At 39.7% G+C, this 20,250-nt stretch carries 17 protein-coding genes; 2 read left to right on the top strand and 15 right to left on the bottom strand.

Translation table 11 applies throughout. The annotated features are described in order from the left end of the window. Positions 1–36: 36 nt before the first annotated feature. From FEE95_RS11670 to FEE95_RS11640, 7 genes are all read right to left on the bottom strand, one after another. Positions 37–723 carry a galactosamine-6-phosphate isomerase gene (locus FEE95_RS11670; protein WP_138658123.1) on the bottom strand — a complete coding sequence of 229 codons (687 nt, stop codon included), beginning with the start codon at positions 721–723 and terminating at the stop codon, positions 37–39. After that, positions 720–2,516, bottom strand: coding sequence for a sodium:solute symporter family protein (locus tag FEE95_RS11665; protein ID WP_138658122.1), 1,797 nt, complete (start codon positions 2,514–2,516; stop codon positions 720–722). The genes FEE95_RS11670 and FEE95_RS11665 overlap by 4 nt, the downstream gene beginning before the upstream one ends. A 37-nt stretch (positions 2,517–2,553) precedes the next feature. Next, positions 2,554–3,927 (bottom strand): family 4 glycosyl hydrolase, encoded by a 1,374-nt coding sequence (locus tag FEE95_RS11660; RefSeq protein WP_138658121.1) that lies wholly within the window; start codon positions 3,925–3,927, stop codon positions 2,554–2,556. Positions 3,928–4,045: 118 nt separating this feature from the next. Next, the gene (locus tag FEE95_RS11655; protein ID WP_138658120.1) at positions 4,046–5,296 is read right to left on the bottom strand and encodes a serine hydrolase domain-containing protein; all 1,251 of its coding nucleotides are present in this window, start codon (positions 5,294–5,296) and stop codon (positions 4,046–4,048) included. A gap of 183 nt (positions 5,297–5,479) precedes the next feature. After that, positions 5,480–6,301, bottom strand: coding sequence for a DUF2911 domain-containing protein (locus FEE95_RS11650; RefSeq protein ID WP_138658119.1), 822 nt, complete (start codon positions 6,299–6,301; stop codon positions 5,480–5,482). A gap of 1 nt (position 6,302) precedes the next feature. After that, positions 6,303–7,415, bottom strand: a complete 1,113-nt coding sequence (locus tag FEE95_RS11645) for a helix-turn-helix domain-containing protein (RefSeq protein ID WP_138658118.1) — start codon at positions 7,413–7,415, stop codon at positions 6,303–6,305. Positions 7,416–7,425: 10 nt separating this feature from the next. Then, entirely contained in the window at positions 7,426–8,118 is a 693-nt protein-coding gene (locus FEE95_RS11640; protein WP_138658117.1) for a hypothetical protein, read from the bottom strand. A gap of 181 nt (positions 8,119–8,299) precedes the next feature. Here FEE95_RS11640 and FEE95_RS11635 point away from each other — a divergent pair, with 181 nt between their 5' ends. After that, entirely contained in the window at positions 8,300–9,979 is a 1,680-nt protein-coding gene (locus FEE95_RS11635) for an arylsulfatase (RefSeq protein WP_138658116.1), read from the top strand. Then, the gene (locus FEE95_RS11630) at positions 9,976–11,040 is read left to right on the top strand and encodes a glycoside hydrolase family protein (RefSeq protein WP_138658115.1); all 1,065 of its coding nucleotides are present in this window, start codon (positions 9,976–9,978) and stop codon (positions 11,038–11,040) included. Before FEE95_RS11635 ends, FEE95_RS11630 begins: the two co-directional genes overlap by 4 nt. A 45-nt stretch (positions 11,041–11,085) precedes the next feature. Here the strand turns inward: FEE95_RS11630 and FEE95_RS11625 are convergent, their stop codons facing one another. The 8 genes from FEE95_RS11625 to ilvD form a co-directional block, all read right to left on the bottom strand. Further along, the gene (locus FEE95_RS11625; protein WP_138658114.1) at positions 11,086–12,678 is read right to left on the bottom strand and encodes an NADP-dependent glyceraldehyde-3-phosphate dehydrogenase; all 1,593 of its coding nucleotides are present in this window, start codon (positions 12,676–12,678) and stop codon (positions 11,086–11,088) included. Positions 12,679–12,834: 156 nt separating this feature from the next. Beyond that, the gene (gene ilvC / locus FEE95_RS11620) at positions 12,835–14,304 is read right to left on the bottom strand and encodes a ketol-acid reductoisomerase (RefSeq protein ID WP_138658113.1); all 1,470 of its coding nucleotides are present in this window, start codon (positions 14,302–14,304) and stop codon (positions 12,835–12,837) included. A 107-nt stretch (positions 14,305–14,411) separates the two neighbouring features. Next, on the bottom strand, positions 14,412–14,936 hold the full coding sequence (gene ilvN, locus FEE95_RS11615) for an acetolactate synthase small subunit (protein ID WP_138658112.1): 525 nt from the start codon (positions 14,934–14,936) through the stop codon (positions 14,412–14,414). A 6-nt stretch (positions 14,937–14,942) separates the two neighbouring features. Beyond that, positions 14,943–15,710, bottom strand: a complete 768-nt coding sequence (locus FEE95_RS11610) for a class I SAM-dependent methyltransferase (RefSeq protein WP_138658111.1) — start codon at positions 15,708–15,710, stop codon at positions 14,943–14,945. A 1-nt stretch (position 15,711) separates the two neighbouring features. Further along, positions 15,712–16,290 (bottom strand): O-methyltransferase, encoded by a 579-nt coding sequence (locus tag FEE95_RS11605; RefSeq protein WP_138658110.1) that lies wholly within the window; start codon positions 16,288–16,290, stop codon positions 15,712–15,714. Between the two features lie 4 nt (positions 16,291–16,294). Next, complete coding sequence (locus FEE95_RS11600; RefSeq protein WP_138658109.1) at positions 16,295–16,732, bottom strand: PaaI family thioesterase; 438 nt, start codon at positions 16,730–16,732, stop codon at positions 16,295–16,297. Between the two features lie 18 nt (positions 16,733–16,750). Continuing rightward, entirely contained in the window at positions 16,751–18,484 is a 1,734-nt protein-coding gene (ilvB, locus tag FEE95_RS11595; protein WP_138658108.1) for a biosynthetic-type acetolactate synthase large subunit, read from the bottom strand. 83 nt (positions 18,485–18,567) lie between these two features. Beyond that, the gene (ilvD, locus tag FEE95_RS11590; RefSeq protein WP_138658107.1) at positions 18,568–20,244 is read right to left on the bottom strand and encodes a dihydroxy-acid dehydratase; all 1,677 of its coding nucleotides are present in this window, start codon (positions 20,242–20,244) and stop codon (positions 18,568–18,570) included. Positions 20,245–20,250: the final 6 nt, after the last annotated feature.

The following is a 20,250-nucleotide window of genomic DNA, read 5'->3' as shown; positions in this document are numbered from 1 at the left end:
ATAAACTGACCTTTGGAAAAATGATAACGTCCAACCTTAATTTAGTATTAGGCATTCAGTGTTATCATGCTTCCAAAGCCATGTCGCGGGACAATCAGTCGTAATCGTACCTGAAAGCAATTGCTCTTTGGCTAGTTCTTTACCCTCACCAGAAACCAACAGTATTATTTTTTTTGCAGCTAGAATATCTTGCATTCCTAATGTCAGTCCTTTTGTTGGTTTTAAAGAGCTACTCCCAATCATGTTGTGTTCCTGCGATTGTGCCGCCAAGTTAGCGATATGGCAATGCGCTTGTAATTCCTCAGCTGGCTCATTAAAACCTAAATGTCCATTCTTTCCCAGACCTAGGATACATATATCAATAGGACCTTCTCTTTTCAACAGTTCTTGAATTCGATTACATTCCTGTTCTAGATGTAATGCATCCGCATTAAATCCGAAATAATGTGCTACAGGAATTTGTAGTGGATTCAAAACATATTCTTCGATATAGGCATGACAAGAACCTTCAGGAGTAGACAAACCAATCCATTCATCTAAAGGAATGATACGTGTCTTTTCGAACAATTTAGCATGTTGCGCTAAATTTTGGTAGAGTTTTTTTGGTGAGCTTCCCGTAGCAGTACAAAGCAATGACTTCGGATTCTGTCGAATTTCTTCAAGTACATTCTCCGCAGCCTTTTGACTCATCGTCTCTGTATCCGAGAAATAATTGATGTTCATGAGACCTCTTGTGTTTTTGCTGTTTCCACTAATTTCAGCGTCAACCAACCTGTTATTACACCTACAACTATCAATATCAATGAAATAGTGTAACTCCCTAATATTAAATGACCTACGCTAAACAAAATGCTATTCAAAAAGATGACCCCAAAAACAAAGCCCAGCCAAGAATTTCGCAAACTACTCGTATCAACATATTCAGGAACTTGGGCTGCTATGGGTCCCCACCAACCTTTCGGGCGGACTTTTTTATAAAACGAAACCAGTTTTTCATTATCCACGGGTTTTGTAGCGAAGGTTACTATCAGACTTATGGCAGTACACAGCAATAGAATTATTGTTGCGCGTATTAATGCAACATCATCCTGGTACCAACTATTCACTTGTGCCAAAACGGTATCATTGACCCATCCGAAGTTATGAATCCATTTAATCCATAGAAAACCATTAGCCAAGAACAAAGCTGATAGCATACTTGCAATTTCTGACCATGCATTGATACGCCACCAAAACCAACGAAGCATTACTATGATCGCGATACCAGAAATTATTTCAATGATGTAGATCCATGCTCCTGCGATGCTATCCATCTGCCAGGCGGCAAATGCTGATAGCACTAATAACAGCGCAATGCTCACGCGAGAAATCAATAAATAGTGGCTATCAGTCCCTTTCGTATTGATAAAACGTTTGTAAATATCATTGACCATATACGAACCTCCCCAGCACAAATGAGTATCGATTGTGCTCATAAAGGCCGCCATAAAGGCCGCTACTAAGAGTCCCTTCAAACCTATTGGCAATACCTCATGAATCATCATCGGATAAGCCAACTCAGGGTCTGCCAACAAGGCCGGGGTTGCTTCAGAAATAGGTAGAATAACTATGGAACCAAGTCCGACCACAATCCATGGCCAGGTTAAAATAACTACTCCCGCAACTGCAAACCACAATGAAGCCTTAATCGCATGCTTTTCGTTTTTTGCAGAAAACAGACGTTGCACAATATACCCATCACCCTGTGCCTGCCCCAGCCATAGGACTCCGATAAGACAAACAAAAGCTATCATTTCAGTAGCACCAATATGAGATAAATCTGGAAGCATATCCAACACACCTGCTGGCGCATCAGCTCTAGCAGCAATTTGGTTGGCTAGTTCAGATGGTCCACCAATCTGAACCATAACTAAAATAGCAAGTATCATGGTACTAATAGTTCCAGCAGAAAAATGTAACATATCTAAGATTACTACGCCTTTGATTCCTGAAGTTAAGGTATGTACAAGTGCAAAAGCTAAGGTTATTCCGAGAGCAAATTCAGCGCTCCATCCTAACATGATATTCGAAAATTTGAGCATGGCTAGAATCACCCATCCCATGGAAATACAGTTTTTGAAAATGCCGAAGAAAGCAGCTGTAAAGCCTCGAAGTACCGAAGCCGATTTACCACTATACCGTAATTCAATCATTTCGGCGTCGGTCAGTATTTCGGCCCTCCGCCAATATTTCGCATAGAAAAAGACCATCATCATAATGCCCGTTCCTAAGTACCACCAGAGCCAATTGCCATAAATACCTTTACTACGTACTAGTGCGGTGACGGCTAACGGAGCATCAGTAGCGAACCAAGTGGCCGCAATCGAAGTGCCCAAAAGCCACCAGGGTAAATTGCGCCCAGCGACGAAAAAGTCGGTAATGTTCTTTGATTTATGTTTCGCGACAAAAAAAGCGATGCCTATTGATAAGATCAGATAAGCTATGATGACGACCCAATCTAGGAATTCAAGTCCCATAGGCCTGTAGTTTTTGAAGTGGTTGGTTTATTTGCATTTAGTTAAGCAGAGGCAGCACCTCTTTTTGTAAGGTCAGCATTTCATTGCACATATCTACAGCGTTTCGATAGGAGTTTACCGTAGGTTCAATCAAAATGGCCTGCAATAGTTTGTCCTTGGATTGTTCGTTATAGGCTTCTACCAAGAGTTGGTGAATACTGGCATGCAAGCGAATTGTCGCTGCAATGCCTTCTGGAATAGGTTCCATCGATATCGGTTGAATTCCTTCAGCATCACAATAGGCCGGAAGTTCCACTACCAAATCATCTGGTAAATTCGGAATAGCACCTTTGTTCGGCACATTCACTGCTTCAAGCCACTGCTTTTCATTACTGACAACCGATTCCATAATTTGTGTCGCTATTTCACCGGAACTTTTAAAACTTCCATCTTCATTTTCCAATTGTATTTCCTCAGTGCTTCCCACCGGCAATAACTTCTTGCTCCAATCCTTTATCCATTCCCGTTCATAATCCACACGATCAACAGTATACACGCCCTCAGGAATTTGATTATTTTCCCAAGGATGCCCCTCTGTAGGGTCATAGAAAAACTGCAATTGCGGAATCACAAACTCTTCCGCCCAACGGATATATTCTCCGTAGTGATTTGAAGCCGGTGAAGGCCATTGCCCAAAGCGACGGAACAGAATTCTACCCAAGGCCAATTCATGCCATTTAGCTAACCAGTCCCCTTTTTTCTCCACCTCTCGTAATTTTGGGTACAGGTCTTCTCCAGTGGATTTTTGTGCGATTTCTTGAAACCAAGTAAAGTGATTGATACCACAGGCTTTGGTTTGCAAGTCATTTAATGGGACATCCAACAATTCTGACAATTGCTCCCTGCCCATAAAAACGCCGTGACATAGGCCTACAGCTTTGATAGAAGTTAAGCGTGTTACTGCTTCACAAATTTTATGTTCAGGATTGGAGAAATTCAAAAGCAATGCTTTGGGACATAGGGTTTCCATTGCCCTTGCTAAATCCATAATAACCTTGATATTGCGCAGGGCGTGAAAAAGAGAACCTACTCCTCCATTCTCTCCATATACTTGCTTAAATCCGTATTTTCTTGGGATATGAAAATCTTGCGCCCAATAGACATTACGGTCTTTCTCGAGGGCGCAAATGACGAAATCAGCACCTTTAATGGCTTCATCCCTATCTGTAGTTGCAATAATTTTGGCCTGGCGGTTCAGCTTCTCATTCACATACTCCCCATGTTTGACCACATGCTTTAAATGGTTTTTTTCAATATCCATCAAATGAATTTCCAAACCATTTTGACACAATGTTGTGCTCATCAAAATATCTTGTACGATAATAGGTCCGAATTGTAAACTACCAGCCCCGATATAAGCGATTTTAACCATGAAGTATGCTTTTATATCTAGTAAGAGTCTAAATATAGAGGGATTTTACTGCGGAAACAAATTACCAACAATCCCTATTTGAAAGAATAAACCAAGGGAATAGTTTGTAGTAGAAAAATTACCGGTATTGATTGTAGGTCTTCTTAACGATCTCATGCAAATCCGGTATCACCGTTCTTGCGATTTTAGAATTGCCATTCAATAGCACGCAGATACCTAAATCCGATTCAGGATAGACCGCAATCTCATTTCTGTAGTTGTTGACGCTTCCACCATGGTGCCAGATGGTGTATTCTTCACTAGCTTCGGTCTCCTGAAATTGGTGAATGCGCCATCCATATCCATAAGATGATTGTAGATGACCAGGCCATCGCTGATAGTATTTTCTATGGTTGTTCACAGCAATGAAAGGATTGAAAACTTCCTGTAAGGCCTCTTCTTTCATTACTTCGGGGTTATGTCCTAGTAAAAATCGCATCCATTTGGCCATATCTAAAGAACTTGCATTAATGCCTCCAGCGGCAACAGCATTGTAATAGCGATCACGAAGGGGTAAGGTTCTCCATCCACTGCGTCTTTTGGAATGTGGAATTGCAACATTTTCTGTTTCGGTCAAATCTTTATGACTCATGGAAACAGTTGACATACCTAAAGGCCTAAAGAAACGATCTTGTAATAAGGTTTTAGTATCTTTTCCCGTTGCTTTTCTCATTACTTCCTGACTCAACGAAAACATAGCGTTTTGATAACTATATTGGTGTCCTGGTTTACTAATTGGCTTTACTTCATCAAAGCGTGTAGCGATAGCCTCCATTGATAATCCCGCTTCTACCAGGTTTGTGAAACTGTGATAGGGCGTTCCGGAAGTATGTGATAAGATGTGAGCTAATTTGATTTTATCGGTGTTTGCACGATCCCCAAACTGGAATTCAGGAATATAGTCCGTGATTTTATCGTTCCAAGATATTTTTCCTTCAGCTTTTAGGTCTGCAGCTAACACACTCGCAAAACCTTTGGACAAAGAACCCAATCGAAATACGGTTTCCCCATCGACCTTTGCTTTTGCATTAACGTTTCGTTTTCCAAATCCGTCAGAAATCAGAATGGAGTCTCCTTGTACAATACTCACTCCAGCGCCGACAATATCGCCAGCTTGGATTGCTTTATTGAAATAGGCACGAAGCGCATCACGCAATTCCTGTTGGCGCTTTTTATAAATTTCGGCTTTCTTCTTTTCGGCTAGTATTTCCTCAGGACTACCAGTATGTACAACAACTTCGGACTTAGCTTCTGTAAAGCTTGAGGCAGTAGCCAGTATATAGGTAAGGACTAATACAGATATTCCACTTAAGATTTTAAATCTTCGCACGGGACGTTTTAGGTTAAGTTGGGTTTTGGTTTGATTTGGTCTATTACACCAAATAACTGAAAAAGCTGGTTTTTATTATATCTTCTGTTCTTTTTAACGTGCCTGAAAATAACAAATTCAAGTTGGAATTGAAAGCGCCTCGAATGTTAAATTCCGAGGCGCCAATGGTAGTAAACTCTTCGTTTACTGATTGATGATTTTTTGATTTATTCGAATAAAATCTTTGTTGTTGGCCTTTTGTGAAAGGGCCAGAGCACGTTTCGCGATTTTTTTGGCTTCTTCATTTTTGCCTAAATCCTGCAAAATCAAAGCTTCACGCGTCACAACAAAAAACATCGCTTTTGGAGATTGTGTAACTTTTTGAATATATTCCAAGGCCCTCACCAACTCCGTTTGATTTTCATGTAAATACAGGGCTGCAGCGTAGTAATCAAAGATATCCGGACCTGCCAAAGTTTGAATAATATCCTTTGAGATTTGTTCTTTTTCATCTACTAGAATTGGAATTTCTAACCGACTTCTCTCCCACTCTAATAATAACGTAGCACTTTCCATAGTGACATCCTGAAAATGGAGCTCCAAGCTTTCAAGAACTAACTCCCTTTTCTTTAGAGGTACATTTAACTCTATAACGGGGTCAGCTTCTACATAGTCATTCCAATCCGTTGAAGTATGTACATACCAGTTCAGTTTCCAAATAGATTCGTTAGGTACTGCCAAGAGGGAATAACTGCCTTTTTTTAAAACTTTACCATCGATTAAAACATCTCTGGAAAAAGTAATCTTGGTAGCAGCATTAGCACCTACGCGCCAAAATTCATTATAGGGTAGTAAATCTCCGAAAATAGTGCGCTCTCGAACACTAGGTCTGGAATAAAATATTTCTACTTCCGTGAGTCCTATAGTCTGCTTTATGCTAGATGATGGACTCTGCGCCGGTAGTCTCAATTGTGCATGCACGGTCATGACCATAAAAATGGTCGTAATCAAAATAATTTGTTTCATGTTATAAATTTTTATTGAAATAGGCCGAAGGCGAAGTTCCCATCAGCTTTTTAAATGATTTGTTAAATGTAGTTTTGGAATGAAAACCTGCTTCTTGAGCTAAACCAAAAAAAGTTAACTGCTGCGCTTTTTCTGTTTTCGCCAGCGCAACAAATTCCTTAATTCGGTAATAGTTCACATATTCAAAAAAGTTCATTCCGATATTTTCATTCAGTAAACGTGCTAATTCGGGGTCATTAACGCCTAACATCTCCGCCAATTCCGCTTTAAGTAATTTGCTATTTAAATAGGGTTTTTTCTCTAGCATTAAACTTTCCAACTGCTCTTTCAAACGGTCTAAATCAGAGGCACTCAATTTTGACTGAGTATACTTCTTGACTCCTGGTTTGCCCATTGGTAATAACTGTAAGACTTGTGGAGCTATCATTCCGTAATACGTGATAAACAATATAATCAAAACCAAAAGCAACCAAATGTACGGACGCGCATTGCGCTCAAGCATATCGAATCCCAAAAAACTCGTTAACAATAACCCTAACCACACTGCTAAACAAATTCCTGTGATGACTAGGAAATTTTTCAGAAAATTCGATTGTGGTTCGTAAGACAGCTCATTCTGAGCATCTGCCCCAAAAGCTTTGAGCAATTGCCAACCTTTCATCCAATAGAATATATTCACTACCAAACCTACAGCATGACAAGCGTAAATGACCCGCATCAATTCACCTGTTTTGGCCCGTTCAACGATTACCGTATCGTCTGGAATCACAAAATAGACCGTAACAAAAATTATATAAACCAAGGCAGGTAGATAATGTACCAAGTCTTGCTTTGAGAACGATTTTCGCTTAACAATAGAACGGGTGAACAAAAATATGGTCGGACCAAAAAGCAAAGCAGAAAGTTCGGATAAAGAAATCAAACGAAAATTGTAATTTCCAACTCCAGCTGTATACAGCACTTTACCAATTAGGCCGAAGGATACAACACCTATAAAAAAGGCCATATACCCATTGATGCGTTTTCTATTCTTAGGTGAAAACCCGTATATAAATAGCAATAAGAGGCTTTGAAAGAAACCAAAATAGACGAATTGATTTAATAGTGTCTGCATTGGGCGCAATTTACTGAATCACAAATTGATGAACATTACGTAAGGATTGATAAAAGGACAAAGGATGTTTTTCCGTAAAAGTTTGGAAGGCATTTTCGTTTTGCCATTCCACAATACATAATATATCTGCGTTATAATAGTAGCCTAAAGGTGAAGTACCATTTTCAAGAGTTAGAATAATAGTACCGCCAGACTTTTTCACCGCATCTACCCATTTCTTGAAAAAAGTGCGGTCCTTTTTATTGGAATTACTCCATAAGGCGGTTGCTACATTAAACTTTGAGGTGTCTACTGAGAATTGTAAATCTTGTTTCATTTCATAATAGGTTAATCCGAAATAAGGGAAAAGATCTCGTCGTTGTTGGTGGAAATCAGGGAGGCGTTTTGAGATGTTCTCTAAAAAACCAACGCGCTTTTTGAGACTTGACCATTTCCCAAACAAAAAGGCTTGGGCCTTGTTCGTGCCTAAAGTCAATTTTGAAATACCAAAACCTGGTTGTGGTTGATAGCTATATTCAAAAGCTACAGGAAAGGCCGTCTCTTTGTACCTCTTAAATAGTTCACTTGAGTTTTCAACCTGATTTAATAGAATAATGTCAAGCACCTCCCCTTTTTTAAATTCGAAGGATTTGGTTTTTTCTTGCGCAGCGGTGATGGTCACTAGCAAGACTGCAATCAAGAGAATTAGATTTGTAAACTTCATAGAAAAATATGTTTATTGATTATGAAGCAAAGAACGAATGACTATTGAGAACCGCCAAGTTTTAAGTCAATAGAAGGGTACGCATACTGTATTTGGACTCAAAAGTTCCCGATTCGAAGGCTTTTTTATTAAGGGCTTTTGTATAACTTACTAAATAAATAATCCGCCTTGCTTTCTGGTTATGAAAAACTACTACTTCATCATCTTCCTTATACTATTTAGCTGCAACAATCAAGCTAAGAAAAACAATCGACCTAATATCGTGTTGATTATGTCAGACGACATGGGCTATTCAGATATCGGATGTTATGGTGGAATTATCAATACACCTTTCTTAGATGGGCTTGCTGCAAACGGATTACGTTACACACAGTTTTACAATACTGCTCGTTGCTGCCCTTCTAGAGCTGCATTGCTTACTGGTGTCTATCAGCATCAGGCCGGAATTGGTCATATGGTGGATACTCATGGAACGGATATATACGATGGTGATTTAAGTAAGAATGTTGTAACCATTGCTGAAGTACTTAAAGACGCGGGTTACTATACCTACATGTCAGGAAAATGGCATGTGACTCCGTATAAATCCGATGAGACGAATCCGACCAAACAGAATTGGCCGATGCAAAGAGGTTTTGATAAATTCTTTGGAACAATTCATGGAGCTGGAAGTTTTTATGACCCAAACTCTTTAACTCGTGACAACCAATTTATCGCACCATCCGAAGATTTCTATTATACAGATGCGATTTCCGATAATGCAGTTTCTTATATAGAAAATCACGAAACAGATAGTCCATTTTTCCTTTATGTACCATATACGGCTGCACACTGGCCAATGCATGCCAAAACAGAAGATATAGAAAAGTACAAGGGCAAATTCGATACCGGTTGGGATGAAATGAGGGATCAAAAATATGCTAAAATGCTTGAATTAGGTCTTATCAAACCTGAATGGAAATTGGCCAAGAAAGACGATATTTTAAGCTGGGAAGAGACAGAACGAAAAGAATGGTATAGCTCTCTAATGGAGGTTTATGCTGCAATGGTGGATAATATGGACCAGGGCATTGGAAGAATACTAAGTAGTCTTGACGACAAGGGAATTAAGGACAATACACTGATTTTCTTTTTACAAGATAATGGGGGTTGTGCGGAAGAATTTGGTTTTCGGAAAAACATAGAACCCAATCATATAGATGTTGACCCAGATACTATACAACCCATGAAAAAAGACGAATTTCAAACTGAAATGGTGCCAAAATATACTAGGGATGGAAGACCAGTGCTATCGGGTATTGGCTTAGAACCAGGTGGTCCAAACACCTATCTTGGCTATGGAAAACCCTGGGCAAATGCTAGTAATACACCATTTAGAATGTACAAGCATTGGGTGCACGAAGGTGGTATTGCGACGCCGTTGATTGTTCATTGGCCTGAAGGCGTTTCTTCGAAAAACGAGTTTAGAAACGACCCCGGACATCTAATCGATCTGATGGCGACTTGCATTGATGTGGCTGATGCGGAATATCCAAAAATATATAATGATAATAGTATTATTCCTATGGAAGGGATATCCTTAAAACCCACTTTCGAAAATAAGTCCTTGGAAAAACGAGCGATATTTTGGGAACATGAAGGCAACAAAGCTGTTAGATACGGAAACTATAAACTCGTATCAAAATGGAATGAAAAAGCCGAGTACGCCTGGGAATTGTATGATATGGACGTAGACCGAAGTGAGACTAATGATTTAGCTGGTGATTTGCCAGATAAAGTTCAAGAATTAGAAAGTATGTGGATGGCTTGGGCTATAAAGGCGGGCGTCCGAAATTGGGATACTAAAGAATTGGTGCAATGAAATCCTTCCTACTCTTTACAGTATCAGTTTTGCTTCTATATTCAGCATCTTCATGTGATAAAAAAAAGAAGCCTCTCAAGCAAGTTGTTTCGGAAGAAACGATGCTAGTAATTTATGAAGAGATAAAGACACCTTTTAAATATGGCGTAGTTTTTCAACATCCAGATACCACAAAATTGATAGATTCCCCTACTATTTTTCGAAATAGTGATAGCTGGCTTATGACCTATATAGTTTTTGATGGTCAAGGATATGAAACTTGGTTGGCGGAAAGTTCAGATTTATTGCATTGGGAATCAAAAGGCAAAGTCTTATCATTTACAAAAGACACTTGGGATGCCAACCAAAAAGCAGGATATGTTTCCTTGGTCAATTTCGATTGGGGTGGCGATTATGAAGTGGAAAAACACGATGACCGCTATTGGATGACCTATTTGGGTGGAAATACGATAGGTTACGAAGCAGGAGTTTTAAAAATTGGTTTAGCAAACACCACAAATTTGACGAAAGTGCAACCATGGAATACAAATACCAAGCCCGTTCTTTCTCCCGAAGACGATGGCGCACGTTGGTTTGAGAATAAGACCATTTATAAAAGTCTGGTAATCAAAGATACACTTGCTCATACCGGCCATGACTATGTAATGTATTACAACGCTAAGGGTGAAGGTGACTTTGAAAGTATAGGCATGGCCGTTTCAGATGATATGCTTTCTTGGAAACGCTATGGTGAAAATCCAGTCCTTACAAAAAACAAAGGGATTTGCGGAGATGCACAAATCACCAAAATAGATGACATCTATGTCATGTTTTATTTTGGTGCCTTTTGGAAACCGGGGGCCTTCGAACGCTTTGCTTGTTCGTACGACCTCATAAACTGGACCGATTGGAAAGGGACTGACTTAATTGCTCCTTCTGAGAGTTATGATTCAAAATATGCCCATAAACCTTGGGTCATAAAATGGAAAGGCACGGTCTATCACTTTTATAATGCTGTTGGAGATCAAGGTCGGGTTCTTGCGCTTGCAACATCAAAAAACTTGAAAAGTGATTTAGACTAACTCAAAGCTTTCCTCTTTTTTCAACGAGTGCAATTAATCTGTTAGCTACAAAATATAGTCCGTACTGACGAAATTAGATAGTCTAGTCTCCAGTAATTTCTCTAAAATCTCATTATTCAGTTCATTATCTTTTGAAGCAACAAAAGTTCGAATGGAGAATGAACGCAGGGCATCATGAACACTTAAGGTCGCTACAGCAGAATCTTTTCTTCCTGTAAACGGATAAACATCCGGACCTCGTTGACAAGAACTATTCAGATTGACACGACAAACCAAGTTCGCCAAAGTATCAATTAGAGGTGCCAATGCATAAACATCTTTTCCAAAAAGGCTTACTTGTTGTCCGTAATTGCTTTCTGCCATATCATCTAAGGGCTGCTCGATATCATCAAATGATAAGATTGGAATAATCGGACCGAACTGTTCTTCCTCATACACCCGCATATCCTTCGTAACTGGATAAACAACAGCAGGCCAGATATAATTATCAAAATGTTTCCCACCTTTCTTGTTCAATATTCTGGCGCCTTTTGAAACAGCATCATCTAAGAGTTCTTGAATATATTCCGGCTTTTGAGGTTCTGGAAGCGGGGTCAGTTTTACTCCTTCATCCCATGGATTACCAAAGGGAAGTTTATCTACCGCCTCACTAAAACGTCCATTGAATTCGTCTTTTATGTCATCGTGTACGTAAAGAACCTTTAAAGCGGTACAACGTTGTCCGTTAAAGGATAAGGTTCCTGCCAAACATTCATTGATGGTTAAATCTAAATCGGCGTCTGGTAAAACAATTCCAGGGTTTTTCGCTTCGAGTCCTAGTACCAGTCGTAATCGATTACTCTTCGGATGCTGCTCTTGCAAAGCATTTGCGGACGAACTATGACCAATGAGTGCCAAAACATCTACTTTTCCCGTTTTCATTATTGGTCCGGCAATGGCTCTTCCCCTGCCGAAAACCACATTGACTACCCCTTTTGGGAAACTCTCTTGAAAAGCTTCCAACAAAGGTGTTATCAACAAAACACCAATCTTTGCGGGCTTGAATACAGCTGTGTTGCCCATTAGTATGGCGGGAATCAACAGACAAAAAGTTTCATTTAAAGGGTAATTGTATGGTCCCAAGCAGAGTACAACGCCCAAAGGTCCTCTTCGGATATGTGCCATAACTTCAGCGTGCTTTTCAAATTTTGCGGAATCACGATCTAGGGTTTTATATTCCTCAATCGTATCATAGATATAATCCACTGTGCGGTCGAACTCTTTTAGTGAATCTGGATAAGTCTTGCCAATCTCCCACATCAAGAGTTTTACCACTTCTTCCCTCTTGGTTTTCATCTTTTCCACAAACTGCTCCATACATTCAATACGATCCCGCACACGCATTGTAGGCCATGTACCTTGACCTTTTCCATATGCTTTTACAGCGGCCTCTAAAGCATTTAAAGCTTCAGGTTCGCCCATATCAGGGGCACTTCCTAAAAATGTAGGGGCATATGTTTTCGTTGACGAAATTGTTGAATATACGTCTGCTGATTCTCCATTCCATTTTTTTAATTCCCCATCAACCAAATAGTGTTTTTGATGAATGGGATTGTTTATTTGAAATTCGGAGGGTATTGCCGTGTTCTCTTTGTTCATGGTATTGTTCTCATTATTTTGTTAACTATTCCGTCAGTTCGAGCGTCCCGAAGTATAAGGAGAAAATAATCTTTTTACTGGTAAGCATCTCAACTCCGCTCGATGTGACAGATGAGGTACAATCAAAAAATCCCTGATTGCTCAGGGATTTAGTCGTTATACGATTGGTTTCATTGCAGTCATGGATTCTCGTAATCGAGTCCCCACAACTTCAACGGGGTGCTCTCGCAAAGCTTTATTTACTGTTATGAGTTTGGCATTGTCCACTCCGTTGCCACCCCCATAAGCTTTTCCAATTACATCTGTATCAATCTTGGTCATGAAATCAGCTAGTAGTGGCTTACACGCATGATCAAATAAATAGCAACCATATTCCGCGGTATCGGAAATCACACGATTCATTTCGAATAATTTCTTTCTCGCGATGGTGTTTGCGATTAATGGGGTTTCATGTAATGACTCATAGTATGCTGATTCTCCAATTATTCCAGATTCGGTCATGCTTTCATATGCCAGCTCTACTCCTGCTCTAACCATAGCAACCATTAAGACACCATGATCATAATATTCTTGCTCTAAAATCTCTACATCAGCGGCAGGTGTTTTTTCAAAAGCAGTTTCGCCAGTTGCAGCTCTCCAGCCTAATAAGTTCTTATCATCGTTTGCCCAGTCCTCCATCATGGTTTTCGAAAAGTGTCCCGTCATGATATCATCCATATGTTTATGAAATAAGGGACGCATGATGTCTTTCAATTCTTCAGATAATTCAAAAGCTTTGATTTTTGCAGGATTTGATAGGCGGTCCATCATATTGGTGATTCCACCGTACTTCATACCTTCTGTAACGGTTTCCCATCCATATTGGATAAGTTTTGAGGCGTAGCCAGGGTCAATTCCCTTTTCAATCATTTTATCAAAGCACAGGATGCTTCCTGTCTGTAATAGACCGCAAAGAATCGTTTGCTCACCCATTAAATCGGACTTTACCTCTGCAACAAAAGAAGACTCCAATACACCTGCTCTGTGTCCACCAGTACCCACTGCATATGCCTTAGCTTGTTCTAGACCCTTACCTTGTGGGTCATTATTTGGATGTACCGCTATCAATGTCGGTACACCAAAACCTCTTTTGTACTCTTCACGCACTTCGGAACCTGGACATTTTGGCGCAACCATAATAACCGTAAGATCATCTCGTATCTGCATTCCCTCTTCAACGATATTGAATCCGTGAGAATAAGAAAGTGTGGCTCCTTGTTTCATTAAAGGCATCACAGTACCTACAACAGCAGTGTGCTGTTTATCAGGAGTCAAGTTGATTACTACATCAGCAGAAGGAATCAATTCTTCATAAGTTCCAACGGTGAATCCGTTCTCGGTTGCGTTTTTATAAGATTGCCTTTGCTCTTTAATTGCCGCATCGCGGAGTGTATACGAGATATCCAATCCGGAATCTCTCATGTTCAAACCCTGGTTCAAGCCCTGTGCGCCACAACCAACGATTACGATTTTCTTTTCTTTTAAAGCGGATACACCATCTGAGAACTCGCTGGATTCCATAAATCTACATTTTCCCAACTGGGTCAATTGATCTCTTAGTGATAGTGTATTAAAGTAATTTGCCATTTAAATAGTGTTTTAATGATATTTCCCACCGGGAAATCTGTTTAATTATTGGTTCTTAATTTCTTTTTTTGATTTAGTGTTTGTCCCATGAAGGTTAAAAACTCTATTTACTCCTGAAACTCAGTGAGCATAGCCGTAATCTGCATTTCTTCCTTTGAAACTGAAATACGCCCGGAACGCACAAATTGCATAATACCAAAAGGTTTTAGCTGATCATGCATTTCATCAATTTCGCTGCGTCGCCCGGACTTCGCCAAAACGAAAAAATCTCGGGATACCGTCACGATTTGTGAATTACTATCCTTAATAATATTCTGAATTTGTCGCTCATCGAACAACAAACCAGAAGCAATTTTAAATAATGCCGATTCCTGATAAATTGTCTCATCATCAGTATGATAGAATGCTTTAATCACCTCGATTTGCTTCTCGATTTGCCCCACAATATTATGTACCCACTTCTCGGTGGTATGGACGACAATAGTAAATTTAGAAACTTCATCAATTTCTGATTTAGAAACATTTAAGCTTTCTATATTAATGTGTCGCTTTAAGAATATCCCTGATATTCTATTCAGTAATCCTACGTTATTTTCGGAGTATACCGATATGGTAAACCATTGTTTTTCCATGAGTTCTTATCTGTATGCTACTATTCTAATTCTTTTGTAATCTGCGTACCATTTGCCATTTCTAAATAGCGTTGGTTTTAACTTTTCTTCTATTTCAATCATGATATCGGCTATGTCTGAACCGTCTACACCTTCAAAGAAAGGTTTGCAGAACATCGAAAGCCAATCTTTAATTCCGGTTTCTTCATCAGCCAATTCCGTTGGTCGGTCATACCATTGCGCCTCGGTAACTGTAAATCCAACTTTTTCCAATTCCAAGCCATACTCTCCCACAGAGGGAAAATACCAAAGTTTCAGTCCAGCTTGATTTTCATATCCTCTTGCTAAAAGGGATTTTTGCAATTGACCCGTGATAGCTTTGACATTGCCTTTACCACCAAATTCCACGACTATTCTTCCGCCCTTCTTAAGGTTTCTATGCATAGAATGTATAGCTCCTTCATACTCCGTCACCCAATGTAAAGCTGCATTCGAAAAAATAGCATCAAAAGGTTCATCAAATTGAAAATCGCTTGCATCGGCAACTTGAAAATCAATTAATGGAAATTGCATACGCGCTTTTTCAATCATTTCAGGAGATTTATCAAATCCAATTACCTCCGTCGATTTCTCTCGGATTAAATGAGTTAATTCCCCTGAACCACAGCCTAAATCAAGGATTCGTTCATAAGGTTTCGCATCTAGTAAATCAATCAAAGACGCACCGTACTTGTATACAAACGCGTGTTTATCGTTGTATAATTCTGCATCCCATTTGTTTGCTAGTTGTCGCATTCTACTTTTTAACTGCTATGATTAATCCTGTGGACCAGTTCATTTTGGTTAGATTGAAATCTGTTCTGTTTTCCAAATAAGAAACCAATGTATCGACATTTTTATCATGTCCCTCTGGCCAATTCGGCTGGACCGTCATATCATCGATTACATAAAATCCACCTACCTTAACCAGATTCAATATTTCATCTATTTCACTATATTTTCCGGGCCATGCGTCAGCAAATATTAAATCGAATTTATCCCCGTCATAATCCTTAATCCATCTAGTTCCGTCTTCGCATATGATTTCAACTCGTTCATCATTTTGAAAATATTCTCTTGCTATGGCTATCAATTCGGAATCATTATCGACTGTAATCAGCTTTGAATCGCCATCCATTCCATCAACCATCCAAGACAAAGACAATCCGATGCCGGTTCCGAGTTCTAAGAACTTGCCCGCGGTTTTGCTCGAAATCAATGTTTTCAGCAAGGTTCCTATATAAACATCCGAAGGCATTGTAAATCCTATTTCTTTCGATTTACGGACTATCTCTGGATGGATAGTTGGTAGGTCTTGAATATTCGAATCGTTCATTTTCTTAGTTATACCCAATATCTTCGGACAATAATATTTTACTTTTTGCAAAATTACCCGTGCCAAAAGCAACTTCTTTACCTTCTTCGTTATACAAAATAGATTCTGCTACAAAAACCTGTTTTGATTTATATTTTACTTTTCCAACCGCTTTTACTAGTCCTGAATTGACTGGACGAATAAAGTTTAAATTGAATGATGTGGTCACAAGAAAAAAATCTTCAACTAAAGAACTTAAAGCAAAAAAAGAGGCGTCATCAAGTAATTTAAAGTATACTGCGCCATGCATTGCTCCTAAAGCATGAAAATATTTTTCAGAGATATCCAGTCCAATTTCAGCAACACCCTCCCCTATTTTACAAGTGGTTGTGTCAAATAACATCGTATTGACATTGGCTTGCAAATACATTCGCTCTAATTTTTTAAAATGGACATCGTTCATTTAGACTAAATACATCTATTACTTCAATCGAATATCAGAAACCGCCGCACCAGATGGAATCATCGGAAATACATTATCCTCTTTCTCGACCTTAACTTCTAAGAAATAAGGTTTGTCAGAGGCAATCATTTCTTGGATTGTGGATTTTAAATCTTTTCTTTCGGTCACGCATTTGGCTTCAATATGATATCCTTCAGCAATTTTTACAAAATCAGGATTCACCATTACCGTAGAGGCGTATCTCTTATCAAAGAATAACTCTTGCCATTGACGTACCATTCCTAGGTGGTCATTATTCAATACGACTATCTTCACGGGTATCTGATGTTGGAAAATCACACCCAATTCTTGAATGGTCATTTGATAACCTCCATCTCCAATAATGGCCACAACTTCGCGATCCATAGCCCCTTGTTTTGCGCCAATTGCTGCGGGAAGTGCAAATCCCATTGTACCTAATCCTCCTGAAGTGATATTACTTTTTGATTGTTCAAATTTGGCATAACGACATGCAATCATTTGATGCTGTCCTACGTCGGTAACAATGACTGCTTTATTTTTAGAGGCCAAATTGATTTCTTCAATCACCTCGCCCATCGTCAATCCATCTTTGGTGGGATGAATATCGTTCTTAATAACCTCATCGAATTCAATTTGGTGTTTTTTCTTAAACTCCTGGTGCCAATTCTCATGTTTGTTTTCGTTTAGCAAAGGCAATAGAAGTTCTAAGGTTTCCTTGGAATTTCCTAGAACGGCAATATCCGCGCTAACGTTCTTGTTAATTTCAGCAGGGTCTATCTCAAAGTGAATCACTTTTGCCTGAGTGGCGTACTCATCTAGTTTACCCGTAACACGGTCGTCAAATCGCATTCCGATAGCAATCAACACATCACATTCATTGGTCAGTACGTTCGGGCCATAATTACCATGCATACCTACCATTCCCACATTCAAAGGGTGACTTGTTGGAATTGCAGATTCTCCCATAATCGTCCATGCAGCTGGAATACCCGTTTTTTCGATTACAGCTTTTAGCTCTTCTTCAGCTTCACCTAAAATCACACCTTGACCCCAAACGATAAAAGGTTTATTAGCATTATTTATCAATTCGGCAGCAGCCTCAATAGAACCTAAATTAGGTTTAGGCGTTGGTATATAACTCCTAACTCCCTTGCATTTCTCATAAGAAAAGTCAAATTCCTCAAACTGCGCGTTTTTGGTAATATCAATCAAAACCGGTCCGGGTCGACCTGACTTTGCAATATAAAATGCTTTCGCCATGATTTCAGGAATCTCAGAAGCTTTCGTTATCTGATAATTCCATTTTGTTACCGGGGTAGATATTCCGATAATATCGGTTTCCTGAAAAGCATCAGATCCTAAAAGGTGTCTTGGCACTTGCCCAGTAATACAAACCATGGGAGTGGAATCGATCTGTGCATCCGCTAATCCAGTTACTAAATTCGTTGCTCCCGGACCTGAAGTAGCAATGGCTACTCCCACTCTTCCAGAAACTCTTGCATATCCTTGTGCTGCATGGGTTGCTCCCTGCTCGTGACGTGTCAAGATATGGGTCAGTTTATCCTGAAACTTATAAAACTCATCATAGACAGGCATAATCGCTCCACCAGGATATCCGTAGACCAAATCTACATCCTCCGCTAACAGACAATGGATGATTGCCTCTGCTCCCGTAATCTTTACGGTAGTCTTTGTCTTGGTTTCTGTCATTTTCTCTTTTACTGTTTCCATAGGATATCTTGCTTTTAAGGAACACTCCTAAGAACACCCCTAAAGTCCCCTCAAGGGACAATCCATACTTTCTAACTTACTCCTTAAAATTCATCTGTAACACAACCTTGCGAGGCTGATGATACCGAGCGTGCATATTTATAAAGCACTCCTTTTTTAAACTTCAATTCTGGTTGTATCCATTCTGACTTTCGTTTTGCCAATTCTTCATCAGGCACCTGAACATTGATAGAATTTGTTTCTGCGTCAATAACAATGGTATCTCCATCTTGGACCAATGCAATTGTTCCTCCATCTTGTGCTTCTGGGGAAATATGCCCTACGACAAAACCATGCGTTCCACCAGAAAATCTACCATCAGTAATCAGGGCAACTTCTTTTCCTAAACCGGCGCCCATAATGGCTGCGGTTGGTTTTAGCATTTCAGGCATTCCTGGACCTCCTTTAGGACCTTCATAACGAATAACGACGACATCACCTTTCTTAACCAATCCCGTCCGGATACCATCATTTGCATCGTATTCGCTGTCAAAAACTTTTGCGGTTCCTTCAAAGCGTAACCCTTCTTTACCGGTAATCTTCGCTACTGAGCCATTTTTAGCCAGATTTCCATATAGCATTCGTAAATGCCCGGTTGCTTTGATAGGTTTATCCAAAGGCATGATTACATCTTGTCCTTTTTCCAAGTCCGGAACGTTTTCCAGATTCTCTGCAAGGGTCTTCCCCGTAACTGTCAAACAATCACCGTGTAACAATCCGTTGTTTAATAAATACTTTAATACAGCAGGTATACCTCCCACTCTATGAACATCTTCCATTAAATATTTACCACTAGGTTTTAAATCAGCGATGAAAGGCGTTGTATCACTTATATGCTGGAAGTCTTCTAAGGTAAATTTAATATCCGCAGCTCTTGCAATGGCCAAGAAGTGAAGTACCGCGTTTGTAGAACCACCCATAATAGTAACTAAGCGAATCGCATTTTCCAAGGATTTTCGGGTAACGATATCCAATGGCTTAATATCTTTTTCAATCAAAACACGCATCTGCTTTCCAGCAGCCAAGCATTCCGCTTCTTTATTATCACTAATCGCAGGGTTTGACGAATTATATGGCAGCGACATTCCTAAAGCCTCAATAGCTGAAGCCATTGTATTTGCCGTATACATTCCTCCGCAAGCACCAGCTCCTGGAATTGATTTTTTGATAATGCTTTTAAATTCAGGTTCCTCCATCGTACCGGCCACCTTCTCACCCCAAGCTTCAAAAGCCGAAACGATATCCAATTTTTTATCATTATGACATCCGGAGGCGATTGTTCCACCATATACCAAAATGGAAGGGCGATTCAAACGAATCATTGCCATCAAGGCGCCTGGCATATTTTTATCACAGCCAACTACAGTAACAAGACCATCGTATGACATGGCTTGCACTACGGTCTCCATTGAATCGGCAATTACATCTCGAGAGGGTAAGGAAAATCGCATTCCTGGTGTTCCCATAGAAATCCCATCACTAACACCTATCGTATTGAATATAAGTCCGATTGTTTCTTTAGAATTCACACCCTCTTTAACCAATTTGGCCAAATCATTCAGATGCATATTACAAGGATTCCCCTCGTAACCTGTACTCGCAATACCCACCAGTGGTTTTTCAAAATCTTCATCTTTGAAGCCTATAGCATACAACATCGCTTGAGCGGCGGGTTGCGTAGGATCTTGTGTTACATTTTTGCTGTATTTGTTCAATTCCATTTTTAT

The sequence above is a fragment of the Maribacter algarum (ex Zhang et al. 2020) genome (genome assembly GCF_005885635.1).
Classification (GTDB): Bacteria; Bacteroidota; Bacteroidia; order Flavobacteriales; family Flavobacteriaceae; genus Maribacter_C; species Maribacter_C algarum.
The sequence above is the reverse complement of the archived record's forward strand: the minus strand, read 5'-3'. Positions and strand labels throughout refer to the sequence as shown.